The 15052-nt window shown below is 59.2% G+C and carries 18 protein-coding genes; 2 read left to right on the top strand and 16 right to left on the bottom strand.

Annotated elements, in window-relative coordinates:
• Positions 1 to 6: 6 nt before the first annotated feature.
• The 5 genes from BL107_RS12550 to BL107_RS02630 form a co-directional block, all read right to left on the bottom strand.
• The gene (locus BL107_RS12550) at positions 7 to 147 is read right to left on the bottom strand and encodes a hypothetical protein (protein ID WP_156779371.1); all 141 of its coding nucleotides are present in this window, start codon (positions 145 to 147) and stop codon (positions 7 to 9) included.
• Positions 147 to 935 carry a hypothetical protein gene (locus tag BL107_RS02640; protein ID WP_009788719.1) on the bottom strand — a complete coding sequence of 263 codons (789 nt, stop codon included), beginning with the start codon at positions 933 to 935 and terminating at the stop codon, positions 147 to 149. The genes BL107_RS12550 and BL107_RS02640 overlap by 1 nt, the downstream gene beginning before the upstream one ends.
• Positions 857 to 1105, bottom strand: a complete 249-nt coding sequence (locus tag BL107_RS12545; RefSeq protein ID WP_156779370.1) for a hypothetical protein — start codon at positions 1103 to 1105, stop codon at positions 857 to 859. The genes BL107_RS02640 and BL107_RS12545 overlap by 79 nt, the downstream gene beginning before the upstream one ends.
• Positions 1106 to 1170: 65 nt before the next feature.
• Positions 1171 to 2352 (bottom strand): quinone-dependent dihydroorotate dehydrogenase, encoded by a 1182-nt coding sequence (locus BL107_RS02635; RefSeq protein WP_009788718.1) that lies wholly within the window; start codon positions 2350 to 2352, stop codon positions 1171 to 1173.
• 8 nt (positions 2353 to 2360) lie between these two features.
• Positions 2361 to 3104 carry a ribonuclease H gene (locus BL107_RS02630; protein ID WP_009788717.1) on the bottom strand — a complete coding sequence of 248 codons (744 nt, stop codon included), beginning with the start codon at positions 3102 to 3104 and terminating at the stop codon, positions 2361 to 2363.
• An 81-nt stretch (positions 3105 to 3185) separates the two neighbouring features.
• Here BL107_RS02630 and BL107_RS02625 point away from each other — a divergent pair, with 81 nt between their 5' ends.
• Complete coding sequence (locus BL107_RS02625) at positions 3186 to 3929, top strand: DUF3747 domain-containing protein (protein ID WP_009788716.1); 744 nt, start codon at positions 3186 to 3188, stop codon at positions 3927 to 3929.
• A gap of 270 nt (positions 3930 to 4199) precedes the next feature.
• On the opposite strand, the gene rplL is transcribed toward BL107_RS02625, so the two are convergent.
• The 8 genes from rplL to gloA form a co-directional block, all read right to left on the bottom strand.
• On the bottom strand, positions 4200 to 4586 hold the full coding sequence (rplL, locus tag BL107_RS02620) for a 50S ribosomal protein L7/L12 (RefSeq protein ID WP_006169762.1): 387 nt from the start codon (positions 4584 to 4586) through the stop codon (positions 4200 to 4202).
• Between the two features lie 50 nt (positions 4587 to 4636).
• A complete protein-coding gene (gene rplJ, locus BL107_RS02615; protein WP_009788715.1) occupies positions 4637 to 5164 on the bottom strand; it encodes a 50S ribosomal protein L10 in 528 nt (175 codons plus the stop codon).
• A 236-nt stretch (positions 5165 to 5400) separates the two neighbouring features.
• Positions 5401 to 6108: a 50S ribosomal protein L1 gene (gene rplA / locus BL107_RS02610; protein WP_009788714.1), complete on the bottom strand. Its 708-nt coding sequence runs from the start codon at positions 6106 to 6108 to the stop codon at positions 5401 to 5403.
• 84 nt (positions 6109 to 6192) lie between these two features.
• On the bottom strand, positions 6193 to 6618 hold the full coding sequence (gene rplK / locus BL107_RS02605; protein WP_009788713.1) for a 50S ribosomal protein L11: 426 nt from the start codon (positions 6616 to 6618) through the stop codon (positions 6193 to 6195).
• 109 nt (positions 6619 to 6727) lie between these two features.
• Entirely contained in the window at positions 6728 to 7396 is a 669-nt protein-coding gene (gene nusG, locus BL107_RS02600) for a transcription termination/antitermination protein NusG (protein WP_009788712.1), read from the bottom strand.
• 19 nt (positions 7397 to 7415) lie between these two features.
• The gene (secE, locus tag BL107_RS02595; RefSeq protein ID WP_037988703.1) at positions 7416 to 7655 is read right to left on the bottom strand and encodes a preprotein translocase subunit SecE; all 240 of its coding nucleotides are present in this window, start codon (positions 7653 to 7655) and stop codon (positions 7416 to 7418) included.
• A 78-nt stretch (positions 7656 to 7733) separates the two neighbouring features.
• Positions 7734 to 10556: an ATP-dependent Clp protease ATP-binding subunit gene (locus tag BL107_RS02590; RefSeq protein ID WP_009788710.1), complete on the bottom strand. Its 2823-nt coding sequence runs from the start codon at positions 10554 to 10556 to the stop codon at positions 7734 to 7736.
• A gap of 6 nt (positions 10557 to 10562) precedes the next feature.
• Positions 10563 to 10961: a lactoylglutathione lyase gene (gene gloA / locus BL107_RS02585; RefSeq protein ID WP_009788709.1), complete on the bottom strand. Its 399-nt coding sequence runs from the start codon at positions 10959 to 10961 to the stop codon at positions 10563 to 10565.
• 115 nt (positions 10962 to 11076) lie between these two features.
• Between gloA and eno the strand changes: the two genes are divergently transcribed.
• Positions 11077 to 12369 (top strand): phosphopyruvate hydratase, encoded by a 1293-nt coding sequence (gene eno, locus BL107_RS02580; RefSeq protein ID WP_009788708.1) that lies wholly within the window; start codon positions 11077 to 11079, stop codon positions 12367 to 12369.
• Positions 12370 to 12386: 17 nt separating this feature from the next.
• Here eno and BL107_RS02575 read toward each other — a convergent pair whose 3' ends face one another.
• Genes BL107_RS02575 through BL107_RS02565 form a run of 3 tightly spaced genes read right to left on the bottom strand, consistent with a single transcriptional unit; the run spans position 12387 to position 14960 of the window.
• Positions 12387 to 14066, bottom strand: coding sequence for an AarF/ABC1/UbiB kinase family protein (locus BL107_RS02575; RefSeq protein ID WP_009788707.1), 1680 nt, complete (start codon positions 14064 to 14066; stop codon positions 12387 to 12389).
• Entirely contained in the window at positions 14066 to 14380 is a 315-nt protein-coding gene (locus BL107_RS02570) for a hypothetical protein (protein WP_009788706.1), read from the bottom strand. The genes BL107_RS02575 and BL107_RS02570 overlap by 1 nt, the downstream gene beginning before the upstream one ends.
• Positions 14381 to 14432: 52 nt before the next feature.
• Positions 14433 to 14960 carry a hypothetical protein gene (locus BL107_RS02565; protein WP_156779369.1) on the bottom strand — a complete coding sequence of 176 codons (528 nt, stop codon included), beginning with the start codon at positions 14958 to 14960 and terminating at the stop codon, positions 14433 to 14435.
• Positions 14961 to 15052 lie beyond the last annotated feature (92 nt).

Below are 15052 nucleotides of genomic sequence, written 5' to 3'. Positions count from 1 at the left end.
CCACTCTCACGCCGTAGCTATGCGCGGATGGTATCGATGCAATCGAGTCACCACCAGCCCGCGAGCTGGCCGCAGCGGCGGAGGAATGGGAGGAAGTCCCAACTCGAGGCGACGATCGCGGAGTAAATCGGGCCGCTCGTTCTGCATCAGGCCACCGCGTCCCAATTGATGCTGCTTAGAAGGGCGAGATGCTCCAGCGGCTCAAGTGAATGAGCTGGGTCTGAATCGATGGCCTGCTCAAAAGGCGGTAGGTCCTGCGGCAGCAGACATTCGCCGCGGCCCCCATCCACAAGAGGCTTCCAGAGATCCGCCTGATCGTGGGCCACGGACAACCACCAACCCAGTTCAGCCGACGACGGCGACCTCTTTTGCCAGGCGGTGAGCCAAGCCCGAAGCTCACGCTGGCAGCCCTCAAGATCAGAAGCTGGTGTGGTCATCAGCTGGTCCAGCTCAGGTACACCACCTCGCAACAGCACCAAACGACACGATCGGCCGTCTTGGATCAGCCAAGCCAGATTTCCCGACCAGGAATGGGTGAGCTGCAGCAAGCCGCGCAGGGCCGAACTGAGGCACCAATCGACGCGACGCAAAACCAAATCCGCCTGGTCCATCACATCAATCCACGCCTGAAGCTGTAGACGGGTCACCCCAAGGGCCACCGTCACTGAGCTCCCCGTCACTGAGCCATCAGAAGTGCCCATGGAGGTGAGTGCGGTGTAACTCTCCTGGGGCTGCAGCGGCCAAGGCAAATCCGCCAACGCCGGCTTGACCTGCTCGAACTGACCGGGCTCGATCCCATCCAACACACGCCAGTGAACCCCCGACAGGGGAAGCAACAACTCCACCTGGGCGTCGATCAAATCGTGGTCCAGCAATAGGTCGGCCAAGAGTTCGGCCATCGCCTCCGCTGCATCGGCATCCCATCGCGACAACACCCTTCAGGCCAAGATCCTGCAGCGACTTGCCACTCCTCGTTCAACGGCCAAGCGATCCACAGTCCACGTTCCGATGCCAAGACCACCACCGTCTGGGCAGCCCACAAGCGGCGGACTTGGCTTTGCAATGCCTGGAGTTGTGGGATCTCAGCCAGGGATGGCAGAGGCACCGTGCATTCGCCACTCCATCAAAGGTATCGGTTATCGGTGAAACCGCCCTTGAACAGCACAGACGTCAGGGTTGCCAAGGGAGTCCGGATCCGACGGCCTCGCCAATGGAGCGCAGACCATGCCGATCCAACTGCCCTTCCAAGCCCTCCAGAATTCGAGGCACCAAATCTGGACCCTGAAAAATCCAACCGGTGTAGAGCTGCACCAGCGATGCACCGGCCACGATGCGCTCCCAAGCCGTCTCCGGGGAATCGATCCCACCCACTCCCACCAGCGGAAGGGCAGGCCCAGCCCCTGCCCGAAGGCGGCGAATCACCTCAAGCGCTCGTCCGCGTAAGGGCGCACCACTCAATCCCCCCGCTTCCTCCGCCAAGGTGCGACCGGTTTGGGCCAAGCGTCGTTGGGCCAATCCGAGCCGATCGAGGCTGGTATTCACCGCGATCACTCCGGCCAAACCTTCCTGATAGGCAAGACGCGCAATCGAATCGATGGCCTCATCATCGAGATCTGGAGCGATCTTCACCAGCAAGGGCGGGCAGGCCGCCAACCGACGCAGCCGCTCCACCAAGCGCCGCAACTGGACTGAATCCTGTAGATCGCGCAGACCTGGCGTATTGGGGGAACTCACGTTGATGACGGCGTAATCCGCCATGGGAGCCAAGTGCTCCAGGGATGCGGCGTAATCATCGGGCGCCTGATCGAGGGATGTGACCTTCGATTTGCCCACATTGATTCCCAAGACTGCCGGGCGTTGACCCGGCGGCTCTAACCGCTGACGGTCGAGGGTTTTCAACAACGCCTGTGCACCATCGTTGTTGAATCCCATGCGATTCAACGCCGCCTGCTCCTCTGCAAGGCGGAACAAGCGTGGTTTGGGATTCCCCGGCTGACCATGCCAAGTGACGGTGCCAACCTCGGCAAAGCCAAAACCAAAACGATCCCAAATCCCAGCCGCCACTCCGTTTTTGTCGAATCCAGCCGCCAAACCAACGGGATTCGGAAAACGACAACCAAACAACACCTGCTCCAAGCGCAGGTCGCGACGCTGTAGATCGGCCGCCACACCATCGAGAACGGATGACACCCCGGGCCAGCGGCGGCGCAGGCTTGCCTGACCAAGGGCCGTTAATGCCACTTGCGAGAGCTGCTCTGCATCGAGGCCTTCATCGCGAGCGAGGAGAGGCCCCAGCCAACGTTGATAAAAAGCACCGCTGCCAAGCGGACCATCCGAAGAAGACGGTGACATCCGGAGTCTCACGACTCCCCTGATCCTCCCGCGCGACGCTGCAGGCGCCAGCGACCGGTGTCCGCCGGACTGACCAACCAATCACGCCAAATCCAAGGGCCATCCTTGGCGTCCAACTGCTTGATGGGTTGTTCCACCAACTGCGCCAGCTCAATCACCGTCAGGGCAAAGGCCCCTTCCGCCAGCCGGTCTGCGAGCTCCAACCGTGTCAGCAGCTGCTGGAGCGGTGCCGGCGCCAGATCGCTCTGAAGAGGCGCCGGAGCAACCGAAGTCTTCACACCAACGGCTAAATCGGGAGCAGCACCCTGAGAAAACGCCACAGCAATGCGGTCGACTCGCTCATTGTCTGGATCACCGCTGTGGCCCTTCACATGGGTGAGCGGAACGTCGTCGAGGCGAGCCGCATCCAACGACTTCCATAAATCCTGATTGAGCACAGGCTTCCCCGCAGCCGTTCGCCAGCCTTTGCGTTTCCACCCCTTCATCCAGGATCCCAAACCATCGATGAGGTATTTGCTGTCAGTTCTCAAAGTGAGATCGGGATGTCGGGGCAAGTCTTTGAGGCGCTCCAACAACGCCAAAGCTGCCTGGAGCTCCATCCGATTGTTGGTGGTGGCAGGGTGATAACCACCCAACTCTTCAACGCTGCCATCCTCAAACCGCAATAACGCACCCCATCCGCCCGGGCCCGGATTGCCCCGGCAGGCACCATCCGTTGCGGCAGCCACCACACGGCCCCGTCCATCAGCCATTGGTCCCCCCTCGCAACATTCGGTAGAACACGGGTTCTCACGCAGCCGTGTATGAGGCGAACTTACCTCCAAGCCGCAGGCATGGCTGCCACCGGTGTTGCTGCGACGGTTGTTCTGGCCCTGCTGTTGCCCAACACGCTCGCTGCCCGGGGAATCTTCGAGAGCAAGCCCCTCGCTCAAGACCGGTTTGCCGTGCTGGCGCAACCCGTCGGTCGGACCGGCTGGAAACTGCTGGTGCTCGAACAAATCAAACGCAAACCCCTGTGCTGGAGGCCACGCGCCGATGGCCTAGTCGAGCCCACGCTGAACAGCTTTAATTTCGCAGGGATTTGCAGCCGCTATCTCGATAGCAATGGCTATTCCCTCCGCAGCGGCGGTTCAGACCTTGGCAGGCGGTTCCGGTTGCGTGTGATGCAACGCGGATCAACCCTGCAACTGCAAGCCTTCAATCCAGATCAAAAAGCACCGATCGTGGTTGGGCGTGCACCCATCCCCCGCCGACAGCGCAATGGCTTTGTTCGGCTAAAGCTGAATGACGACTGGCAGCTCGAACGACGCGCTTACCAAGGACAAACCCTGAGCCATCTTTATTTCGCCAATCCAGATCCGATTCAGCTGTTGATGGCGCGGGCGATTCGCCAGGCCAGAGGCTCAAGCATGGCCAAGCTCGGACCCTCCAGAGCCCCGAGCATGCCGCCACCAATCCCACCAAGCCCCAAGACATCACGTGGTAGTTCCTTGGCATCACGGCTTAGCAGTGTTCAGCGAGTCGCCAGCGCTGGACCGATCCCGCTGCAAGTGATCCCTTACAAGAGCCAACGCTAGACAGTGGCACAGTGCCAGTTGCTAGAGAGTCCGGCAGAACAACCAATCACAATTTGAGGGCCCTAATTTTTATCTGTGTGAGGAGTGCTGAACGCCTCTTCAGGGTCGAAACAAGGACAGACTCCTGAACGTGTTCCTCAAAAAACCCTGCCTTTGGCGGGGTTTTTTTATTGGCAAGTCCAAGGCACCACAAAAAAGCAACCCTCGAAGGAGGGTTGCTTTTGTTGAAAAGAATGAGATGCGGATCGGCGGAAAGCCGATCCCACAGGATCACTTGACCGTGACCTTGCCACCCACTTCTTCGATGGCCTTCTTGAGGGCCTCGGCATCGTCCTTGGACACACCTTCTTTGACCACCTTGGGAGCGGCCTCGACCATGGCCTTGGCATCGCCCAAGCCCAAGCCGGTCGCTTCGCGAACGGCCTTGAGAACTTTGATCTTGGCGGAAGCTTCGAAGCTTTCCAAGACAACATCGAACTCGGTCTTTTCTTCAGCAGCCTCACCGCCACCAGCAGCGCCAGGAGCAGCCATCACGACGCCAGCTGACGCGGCGGCGGAGACACCAAAAGCCTCTTCGATCTGCTTAACAAGCTCGGAAGCTTCCAGCAGGGAAAGGGATTTCAGCGATTCGAGGATTTCGTCGGTTTTTGCAGACATGGTTGAAAATCAGCAACAGATCAGGAAATAGACGTGGTGGCAGAGCTAACTCAGCTGTCGCCGCCTTCGGCGTGCTGCTTGAGTGCCCTGGCCATACCGGTGGGAACCTCGTTGATGCCAACGGCAACCTTGGTGGCCACAGCGTTGATTGCACCAGCGATCTGAGCCATAAGTTCTTCCCTGGAAGGAAGATCAGCGATGGCCTTGATCTCGTCTTGAGAGAGAAGCTTGCCTTCGAAAAGAGCGCCCTTCGTCTCAGACTTATTGACTTCTTTCTGGAAAGACCGAACGGCCTTAACACCAGCACCAACATCGCCTTTTACAAGAACGAAAGCGTTGGTACCGGTCAGAAGTGAATCGAGGTTGGCCCAGGAGCTGTCACCATCAATGGCACGGCGCATCAAGGTGTTTTTAGTCACCTTGCAGACGCTGTTGGTGACCCGGAGACGATCCCGCAGGTCAGACATTTCCTTGATGGACAGGCCCTTGAAATCAAGAACCAATGCCAGCTCGGTCTCGGCGAGGAGCCCTTTGAGCTCTCCGACGATCTGTTGCTTGTTCTCCAGAGTGCGGCCCATGATGATTGGATCGGATTGAAGGAACAAGCAGGACATGCGGCCGATCGAGTCTCATAAATGAGACGAGGCCGCGTTCCAATCCAATCTCACGGGGGAGAAAAAATGTTGCGCGTTTGCCTCGGCGGGACTTACGAGATCGAGGGACGTTTGAACGTTCCAAGACCCAACCTGCTGTCTCTGGCCGGGCACATGCCCGAATTGGCTTTCGCCAATGGCTCAATATAGATCAAAGGGCGTTAGCCCTCTTGACCAATCTCCTGAAGGGCCGAGAAATCCACTTCGACGGATGGGCCCATCGTGGACGTCACGTACAAGCTTTTCCAATAACGCCCCTTCGCGCCACTGGGCTTGTTGCGATCGATCGTTTCTTGCAGCGTCTTGAGGTTTTCCAGCAAGGCATCAGCGCTGAAGCTGGCCTTGCCAAAACGTACATGGACGATGCCGGTGCGATCGGCACGGAACTCGAGCTTGCCCGCCTTGAAGTCTTTAATCGCAGCGGCGAGATCAGTAGTCACCGTTCCAGCTTTTGGGTTCGGCATCAGGCCACGCGGACCAAGCACGCGGCCGAGTTTGGCCACCTTGGGCATCATGTCCGGAGTGGCAATCAGGAGATCGAAATTCATTTCTCCCTTGCTGATCGCTTCGACTAAATCCTCATCGCCAGCGAGCTCGGCGCCAGCAGCTTTGGCGGCAGCTACCTTTTCACCACTGGTGACGACGGCGATGCGAACGGTCTGACCCGTGCCGTTGGGCAGGGCAACCGTGGTGCGCAGTTGCTGGTCGGTGTACTTGGGATCGATGCCAAGCCGCACGTGGGCTTCCATCGTTTCGTCAAATTTGGCGTTGGCGTTGTCTTTGACGAGAGCAATCGCCTCGAGAGGGCCGTAGGAACGATCCTCGATTTTGCTGACCAAGCCGGCCAAGCGCTTTGAAAGTTTGGGCATATCAGAGTTGGGGTACGGACGACATCAGCGATGTCTCCCCCGGTAATGAGGTTGAGAGTGAAACGTTGAGCGTGAACGAAGCAATCAATCGCTAACGGCAACGCCCATGTTGCGGGCAGTGCCTTCGATGATCCGCATGGCGGAATCAACGCTGGAGCAATTGAGATCGGGGAGCTTGGTCTTTGCGATCTCCTCGAGCTGAGCGCGGCTGATGGAGCCGACACTGCCCTTTGCAGAATCGCCTGATCCTTTCTCGATACCGGCAGCCTTAGTGATCAACACAGATGCTGGAGGTGTCTTCGTAATGAAGGTGAAACTGCGGTCTTCAAAGACCGAAATCTCCACCGGAATCACGAGTCCGGCTTTGTCCTGCGTCCGAGCGTTGTACTCCTTGCAGAACATCATGATGTTCACGCCGTGCTGACCGAGGGCAGGGCCCACGGGCGGCGCCGGGTTGGCTTTGCCGGCCTGAAGGGCCAGCTTGATTACAGCTACGACTTTCTTGGCCATCGACTAAGGGGTTTGGACAACTACGGATCATCAAGCCCGTGGGCCGGATGCGGCGGGATGTAAAACCACCCCAAAGGCCGCCCTCCGCAGGGAGACGGCCGCCATGATGTCAGTTCTGCTTGCTGATCTGGGAGAACTCCAGCTCAACTGGCGTTTCCCGTCCAAAAATGGACAGCAACGCTTTGAGCTTGTTGCGCTCACCAGACACCTCGATCACTTCACCCTGGAAGTCTTTAAACGGACCAGCGGTGACAAGAATCTGATCGCCTTCGGCCAAATCGACCTTAACGACGGTTTTCTTCTCGGCAGCGCGCTTAAAGATGCGATCCACCTCGGAACGGCTAAGCGGACGAGGCTTGATGTGGCCACGGGCTTTCCCGGTAGCGCGTCGATCTTCAGCACCAACGAAATTGATCACGTTGGGTGTACTGCGCACCGCCATCATCGTGTCCTCATCCAGCACCATCCGGACGAGCACATAACCAGGAAACACCTTCTCCTCAGTGGATTGACGGCTGCCGTCTTTTTTAAGCTTGATCGCCGGCGTTTGCGGAATCTCGATCTCAAGAATCCGGTTGCTCACCCCAAGGGTGACCGCCCGTTGTTCCAGGGTGGCTTTCACTTTTTTCTCGCAACTCGAAGCGACCTGAACCGCGTACCACCGAGCAATAGCGGTATTCGCGACAGGCTCCATGGCAAGCGTTCCATCCTCCCCAGCATTCGGGGCCGGCAGATCGATCACCTCAAGGGCGTCCGGTGTGGTCAAGTCGTCGGGCACGGCGAAAGGAAGGAGCGAGTCAGCGGAACACCTGAGATGAAGCCCAACCAAAGAAGCGACTCACGGCAGCGATGGTTGCGGCCGACAGGCTGACCATCAAGATCACAGCGATGGATTCGCTGAAAAGCTGTTGTCGGCTAGGCCAAACCACCAATTTCAACTCTTGAACCGTCTCTGCCAAAAAACCACCCGATCGGGTGGACTCTGTAGAGGGCTCAGGGCCGTTTGGTTTGGTGTCCTCTTGGGTGGGGCTGGTCACTGGGGGGTGGGACCGGAAGTTGACAACGGTGCCAAAAGGCACTTCGCCAAAGATCCACACTAACTGATGCCCTCTTGATCAAAGTTGCGGCTCAAACAGCAGCGGCTCTCCATCGGCGGTTCCAACAGCAACCTTCACACCCGTCGCTCCCGCAAAGCGATCCTCGAGAAGCTGGGTGGCTAATGGGTTCTCCACCTGGCGCCGCAAAACCCGCCGCAGGGGCCTTGCCCCGTACTCGGGTTCATGGCCCTGGCGCGCCAACGCATCAGCAACCCCATCCCCAACCGCCAACGACAGGCCCTGTTCCGCCAGCAGGCTCGTCAACTCCTGGAGCTGCAACTCCACGATCTTCACGAGATCCCACACCTGCAGCGGACGGAATCGAATCACCTCATCAATGCGATTCAAAAACTCCGGTCGGAATTGGCTGGCCAACGCTTCATCCACCTTGCGTTGGAGCGCGGCATCATCAGCATTCTCTTGCCGAGCATGGTCGAGAATTGCCGGGCTGGCCAGGTTGCTCGTCATCACCACAACCGTGTGGCGGAAGTCGACGGTTCGGCCCTGGGAATCCGTGAGGCGACCATCGTCGAGCACCTGCAACAACAGGTTGAACACATCGGGATGGGCCTTCTCCACCTCATCGAGAAGGAGGACGGCGTAAGGACGCCGCCGCACCGCCTCGGTGAGCTGACCACCCTCCTCATATCCGACGTAACCCGGCGGCGCACCGATTAATCGCGCCACGGCGTTGCGCTCCATGAACTCACTCATATCAAGGCGCACCAACGCCTCTTCTTCATCAAACAAGGATGCCGCCAAGGCTTTGGCTAACTCCGTTTTTCCGACACCGGTCGGACCAAGAAACAAAAACGACCCCACCGGTCGTCGCGAATCTTTCATGCCTGCTCGGGCGCGGCGAATCGCCGCTGCCACCGCCGTGACCGCCTCCGCCTGGCCAATCACCCGTTCGCCGAGGTGAGACTCCATTGCCAATAGCTTCCGCCGCTCTCCGGCGAGCAACCGCTGCACGGGAATGCCCGTCCATCGCGCCACAAGATCGGCGATATCCCCAGCCTCCACCTGCTCCCTCAATAACGCGGTGCCGGCGGCCTGCGCCTCAGCCTGACAAGCCTCAAGCTCCTCCCGGCGTTGTTGAAGCGTGTGCAGTTGGTCGTATTGCAAGCGCGCTGCTTCTTCCAGGTCACCGTCGCGCTCCGCCTCAGCGATGGCATGGCGAAGATCTTCGTCCTGACGCAACAACTGGCCGAGTTCGTCCAATTGGTTCCGCTCCTCTTGCCAACGACGACGTAAGTCGTCGAGGCGGGCCGCACCATCGAGACGGTTGCGTTGCAACTGAATTCGCTCAGCTTCCGGGGCCTGTTCTGCCGCCAGCAAGGCCAATTCAACCCGGCGAAGATCAGCCTCTGCCTCCTCCACCACTTGGGGCTTGGAGGTGACTTCCATCTTGAGTTGGGCAGCCGCTTCATCGATCAGATCGATGGCCTTATCGGGCAAACAGCGATCACTGATGTACCGATCCGCCAGTCGGTTCGCGGCTTGCAGCGCCTCATCCGTGATCGACACGCCGTGGTGCAGCTCGTAACGCTCCTTCAAGCCACGCAGAATCTCCAAGCTCAGAGGCAAATCCGGCTCTCGAATCAGCACCTGCTGAAAGCGACGATTCAAGGCTGGGTCCTTCTCCACGGTGCGGCGGTAGTCCTCGGGCGTCGTGGCACCGATACAACGGAGATCACCCCTGGCGAGGGCAGGCTTCAGCAAGCTGCCGGCATCGGTGCTGCTGCGCTCGCTCCCCACCACCGTGTGCAATTCGTCGACAAACAACACCACCCCCGAATCAGGGCGACTCACCTCCTCCAAAACCGAGCGAAGCCGTTCCTCGAATTGACCCCGAAATTTGGCGCCGGCGATGAGGGCTCCGAGGTCGAGGGAAATCAATCGCAGCCCCTGGAGCGATTCCGGCACTTCGCCGGACACAATCCGCTGCGCCAACAATTCGGCAACGGCCGTCTTGCCCACACCTGGTGCTCCGATCAGCACCGGATTGTTTTTGCTGCGGCGCGATAAGACCTTGATCAAATTGCGGATCTCACTATCTCGGCCGATCACCGGATCCAGCCGACCGGCCTCCGCCTCCGCCGTGAGATCACGCCCGAAGGATTGAAGGGCGGTGGGCGGCGCCTCGTGCTCCTCCGGATCCAAGCGCTGGGATTCCGCAGATGGCAACGCTGATTCCAGTGGAGCCACGTCAGCCCCATTCCTGCGAGACACCTGGGGCGGATTCAAAGGCTGTTGCTGCTCACGGGGGGGCTGAGGATCCCGCGCCTGCTGAGATGGACGTGGCAGCCGAGACGACTGGGGGCTCGGCCGAGACACGGATGGCGCGGGCTGTGATGGCGAGGGCTGTGATAGCTGAGTCGCTATGGACGGAGCTTGCAACAGCTCTTCCAACCGGTCGGCGGACAAGCCCAACCCTGCAAACAACTCAGCACCGAGGCGTGGATCAGCCCCAATGGCCATGAGCAGCTGTGGCACATCGATCCGTTCCACTCCCCAGCGTTGGCACACCGCATCCGCAGACTCCAGCAACTGCTCCAAGTCTTCGCCGATGAATAGATCCGTCCCCTGCCCAGAAGGCTGATCAGCCAGCACATCCTCCAGACGGTCCAGCAATTCATCCACCACCAAGGGCAAACCTTCCACCCAATTGCGACTGGCTGGATCCGTGAACAGCACCTGGATCAGATGCTCCACATCGAGTTGTTCATGTCGCCAACGGCGGGCCACATCTTGGGCACTCAGGAGGAGATCCCAAGCTGCATCACTGAAACGGTCGGGTTCGTGGGTGAGGCTGCCGTTGAAGGAAGGGGAACCAGTCATCCAGGGTTAAACAGCGGCTTTGGAGGAGAGCTCGATCAACTCCACTTTGTAACCATCGGGATCTTCGACAAACGCAATCACCGTGGTTCCGTGCTTCATCGGCCCTGGTTCACGCACCACACGGCCACCCTTTCCAGCAATTCCCGCACAGGTGGTTCGAATGTCGTCGACGCCAAGAGCGATGTGGCCATAAGCATCACCAAGGCTGTAAGCGTCGGTATCCCAGTTATGGGTGAGTTCCAACACCGTTTGCTCGGTCTCAGGGCCATAACCAACAAACGCCAAGGTGAACCTGCCGTTGGGATAGTCCTTGCGCCGCAACAGATTCATCCCCAAAACACCCGTATAAAACGCCAACGAACGCTCCAAATCAGTCACCCGGAGCATCGTGTGCAGCATCCGCATGGCGAAGAAACCGGGTGGGTGAACGTGCGCATATTCTGACCGGGGTGATTCACCCACGACAAGGGCTGATGAGGGGCGACCCATAGGATTCATGGGTTAACCACCTCGTCACAACGTGATCGATTCCCTCGACCTCGTCATCGACACCATCGTGGCCCGGGAGGTGCTCGATTCCCGGGGCAATCCAACCGTCGAGGCCGAAGTGCTTCTCGAAGGCGGCGCCATGGGACGCGCCATCGTGCCTAGCGGTGCGAGCACTGGGGCCCATGAAGCCCATGAGCTTCGTGATGGCGGCACGCGATATATGGGGAAAGGTGTCAGCCAGGCCGTCACCCATATCGAAGAGCGCATTGCCCCTGCTCTCTGCGGCTTATCGGCACTCGATCAAGCCGCTGTCGATGCAGCGATGCTTGAGCTAGACGGCAGCGACAACAAATCCAACCTTGGTGCCAACTCAATCCTGGCGGTGAGCATGGCCACGGCACGGGCCGCTGCCAATGGACTGGGCTTGCCCCTCTACCGCTATTTGGGGGGGCCGCTGGCCAATCTTTTGCCGGTGCCATTGATGAACGTGATCAATGGCGGTGCCCATGCCGCGAACAGCCTGGACTTTCAAGAGTTCATGCTGGTGCCCCACGGCGCCCCGAGCTTCCGGGAAGCGCTGCGAATGGGCACCGAAGTGTTCCACACCCTGAAAGGATTGCTCAGCGCCAAAGGCATGAGTACCGCTGTTGGCGATGAAGGCGGCTTTGCACCCGATCTCGGCAACGTGGAAGCCGGGGAAATCCTGGTGGAGGCAATCAGCAAGGCCGGCTACAAACCGGGCGAAGAGATTTCCCTGGCCCTGGATGTGGCCAGCAGCGAGTTTTTCAAAGACGGTCGCTATGCCTTCGATGGCGGCAGCTACACCAGCGCCGAGATGGTGGACCAGCTGGAGCGACTGGTGGAGAAATTCCCGATCGTCTCGATCGAAGACGGTCTGGATGAAGACGACTGGGAAGGTTGGAAGCTGCTGACCGAGCGTCTTGGCAGCAAGGTGCAACTTGTTGGTGACGACCTCTTCGTCACCAACACCAAGCGACTTCAACAAGGAATCGACAACAACACCGCCAATTCGATCCTGATCAAGGTGAACCAGATCGGTTCGCTCACCGAAACCCTGCAAGCCATCGATCTAGCAGGTCGCTCTGGGTACACCAGCGTGATCAGCCACCGCAGCGGCGAAACCGAAGACACCACCATCGCTGACCTGTCGGTTGCCACTCGCGCCGGCCAAATCAAGACCGGTTCCCTGAGCCGCAGCGAGCGGGTCGCCAAGTACAACCAGCTGCTGCGCATCGAAGACGAACTCGGCAGTCAAGCCGTGTATGCGGGTGCTGTGGGCCAGGGCCCGCGCGGCAAAGCCTGATCAACCACCGATAAACCTCAGCGGTTGGAGCCAGGTAACTGTTCCAATCGCTGATCGCGTCGCATTCTCATCTGCATTCGAAACCAGCCCAAGCCCACAGGAAGCGTGGCCGCAGCAGGTAAAAGCGACCAAACGGGGCGAGCACTGGCACCAATAATCGCCGTTGCCAAAGCCAAGCAGCCCAAGAGAACGGCTTGGCCAATCGACTGTTGCGCCACGATCATGCGCCGGAACTGACGGTCCGACTCACCCAGTCGAACTTGGAGTTGCAGATCGCCCTGCTCAAGGCGCTCCAAACTTTCATCCAGGCGCCTGGGAATCCCCACAGCTTTGCTGCTCAAGGCTCCCACCTGGCGCCCCAGCTCATTGAACAGATCATTCGTACCGGATCCACTGGACGTCATCAGAGGGAGTAAGTAGGGCTTGGCAATCGAAACAAGGCTAAAAGCTGGATCGAGGCTGCGGCCAACGCCCTCAAATGTGGAGAGCGCCCGCATCACGAAGATCAACTCAACCGGCAAGCGAAAGGGCTGGCCGTATACAAGGTCGTAGAGATCGCCCGACAGCTTGTCGATCACATTGGAACTGAATGGAGGCGTCAACGCGTCCTGCAGCATCACGCGCACCAACCGTCGGACAGGGCCGACATCAATCTCAGTTCCAATCAATCCCGCCGCCTGCAATTCAGCCACCAAGGCAGCGGAATCTCGGGCTGCGGCAGCGCGCACCATCGATCCCAGTCGGCGACGTAAACCATCCGACAGCACACCCATCATCCCGAAGTCGTAATAGATGAGGGCGCCGTCGCTGGCGACAGCAAGATTTCCAGGATGGGGGTCGGCATGAAAAAAGCCAAACCTCACCAGCTGTTTGAGATAACTCGCTGCACCGATTTCGGCTACATCGGAGGGATTGATGCCCGCCTCAAGCATCGCCTCGCGGTCATTGATTTTGATCCCGGGCAAGTAGTCCAAACAAAGCACCCGACGGGTGCTCAACTCCCAAATCACCCCTGGGATACGAATCTGTTCGTCGTCAAGAAACTGTTGACGAAACCGAGCCGCATATTGCGCTTCAACCCGGAAGTCGAGCTCACGCAACAACACACGGCGACACTCACGGGCCATGGCAGGCCAATCACGACCCCGCCCCCAAGTGGGATGACGCTGCAACACCGCCGCGACCTGCTGCATCACATCGAGGTCGAGGCGAAAACGGCGATCCAGCCCTTGCCGTTGCACTTTGAGCACCACCTGCCGACCACTGCGCAAGCTGGCGCGATGCACTTGGGCAAGAGACGCTGCCCCGAGGGGTTGGGGGTCAAGATCAATCACCTCAGCGCAGCGCTGGCCGAGCTCCTCCTCCAACACCGTCTGAACACGATCGAAACTGAAAGCCGGCACATTGTCCTGAAGGGACGCCAGCTCACTCACCCACCCGGCTGGAAGGATGTCGGGCCTAGAGGACAACAGCTGCCCGAGCTTGATAAACGCCGACCCCAATTGCAACAGCTGACGGGTCAGCCACTGAGCACGTTGTTGCTGACGTTCAGCGCGGCGCTCCCGTGTCGCCCCACCGCGATAGGTCCAAGATTGGCCGTCCCACCACAGCAACAACAAAAGGGTGAGAACGGCACGCCAAATCACCAGTGCACGGATGGCCCGCTGCAAACCAAACGCGATGTTCAAACGACGCATTAAGAACGCGCCTCGATCCGCTGACTGAGGTCAGCAACGCTGGCGCGCAAACGATCAATCACCTGCTGTGGGGATTCAGTCGTTGGTCCCTGAATGGAATCAGCATCAGACGCAACAGGGGAGGAGTCACCGCGTTCCAAGCGCTCGGCTTCTTCGCGCACTTCTTCTTGAAATAGCTCCCATTCCTGGCGAAACCGCTCGGGAGCATCCTTCGCAAAGACTGCCAGCTCAGCAGCCGTATCGGCCAAACCATGGCCGACCCGAGCACTGATCCGATGAACTGCTGCGCGTATCAAGGCGTCCGGGGAGCCCATGGACCATTGGCGTACACAGAAACTGTGGCAGATCCAAGGCGCGTCTGGCCGATCAGGGCTGGGAGGGAGGCATCAACGGTTGCAGTGGGAGCAGCTGTTGGGCGTCGTTCTCCGCAACAAAAGAAGGAGGGAGAACCTCCGGGGGTGGGGCGAGCAGAGCAGATGCGGGGGCTGGCGTTGGGTCCAGGTTGGGAATCAATTCCGTCGACGACGCAGTGGGCACAAGATCGGCATCAGGATCAGACCAAGTTGGGGCCGTCCAGGGCCTCTCCTCATCCAGTGGGAGCTGAGGCGCCAGGCTTGTCTCAAGAGCGGTGGGATCCGACGGCAGAACGGCCGCGTCTGGCTCCGCCGAGGCCGGCTTTCGGGCGGCTAAATCCACCTGAACATGCGCGTCACCCCGGTGGATTGAACGCAGATTCTGCAAGGAATCACCCGGGAAATAAGACGGGGCAAAGCGCTGTGTTTGCACAGGCTTCCTATCGCTCTGCAGGCTCACCACGCGGTTGGTCACACCAAATCCCATGGCAAAACAGCACCCAGCCACCAGTGGACCAACCCAGAAACGTGGCCGTCCCACGACGGTCGATTCAACAGGCTGGGATTGAGCCATCTAGAGAAAGGTTTAATCAGTTTATTTTGCCAGAGATTTCAACGCCAAACCGCATTCAA

Source organism: Synechococcus sp. BL107 (assembly GCF_000153805.1).
Lineage (GTDB): Bacteria > Cyanobacteriota > Cyanobacteriia > PCC-6307 > Cyanobiaceae > Parasynechococcus.
Note: the sequence above shows the minus strand (reverse complement) of the source record. Positions and strands in the feature narration are given on the sequence as shown.

What these genes read in the sequence shown, in the direction of transcription:
- BL107_RS12550 (WP_156779371.1), bottom strand. Translation starts at nt 147, where the DNA reads ATGCAGAACGAGCGGCCCGATTTACTCCGCGATCGTCGCCTCGAGTTG.
- BL107_RS02635 (WP_009788718.1), bottom strand. Translation starts at nt 2,352, where the DNA reads ATGTCACCGTCTTCTTCGGATGGTCCGCTTGGCAGCGGTGCTTTTTAT.
- BL107_RS02630 (WP_009788717.1), bottom strand. Translation starts at nt 3,104, where the DNA reads ATGGCTGATGGACGGGGCCGTGTGGTGGCTGCCGCAACGGATGGTGCC.
- BL107_RS02625 (WP_009788716.1), top strand. Translation starts at nt 3,186, where the DNA reads ATGGCTGCCACCGGTGTTGCTGCGACGGTTGTTCTGGCCCTGCTGTTG.
- rplL (WP_006169762.1), bottom strand. Translation starts at nt 4,586, where the DNA reads ATGTCTGCAAAAACCGACGAAATCCTCGAATCGCTGAAATCCCTTTCC.
- rplJ (WP_009788715.1), bottom strand. Translation starts at nt 5,164, where the DNA reads ATGGGCCGCACTCTGGAGAACAAGCAACAGATCGTCGGAGAGCTCAAA.
- rplA (WP_009788714.1), bottom strand. Translation starts at nt 6,108, where the DNA reads ATGCCCAAACTTTCAAAGCGCTTGGCCGGCTTGGTCAGCAAAATCGAG.
- rplK (WP_009788713.1), bottom strand. Translation starts at nt 6,618, where the DNA reads ATGGCCAAGAAAGTCGTAGCTGTAATCAAGCTGGCCCTTCAGGCCGGC.
- BL107_RS02590 (WP_009788710.1), bottom strand. Translation starts at nt 10,556, where the DNA reads ATGACTGGTTCCCCTTCCTTCAACGGCAGCCTCACCCACGAACCCGAC.
- gloA (WP_009788709.1), bottom strand. Translation starts at nt 10,961, where the DNA reads ATGCGGATGCTGCACACGATGCTCCGGGTGACTGATTTGGAGCGTTCG.
- BL107_RS02575 (WP_009788707.1), bottom strand. Translation starts at nt 14,066, where the DNA reads ATGCGTCGTTTGAACATCGCGTTTGGTTTGCAGCGGGCCATCCGTGCA.
- BL107_RS02570 (WP_009788706.1), bottom strand. Translation starts at nt 14,380, where the DNA reads ATGGGCTCCCCGGACGCCTTGATACGCGCAGCAGTTCATCGGATCAGT.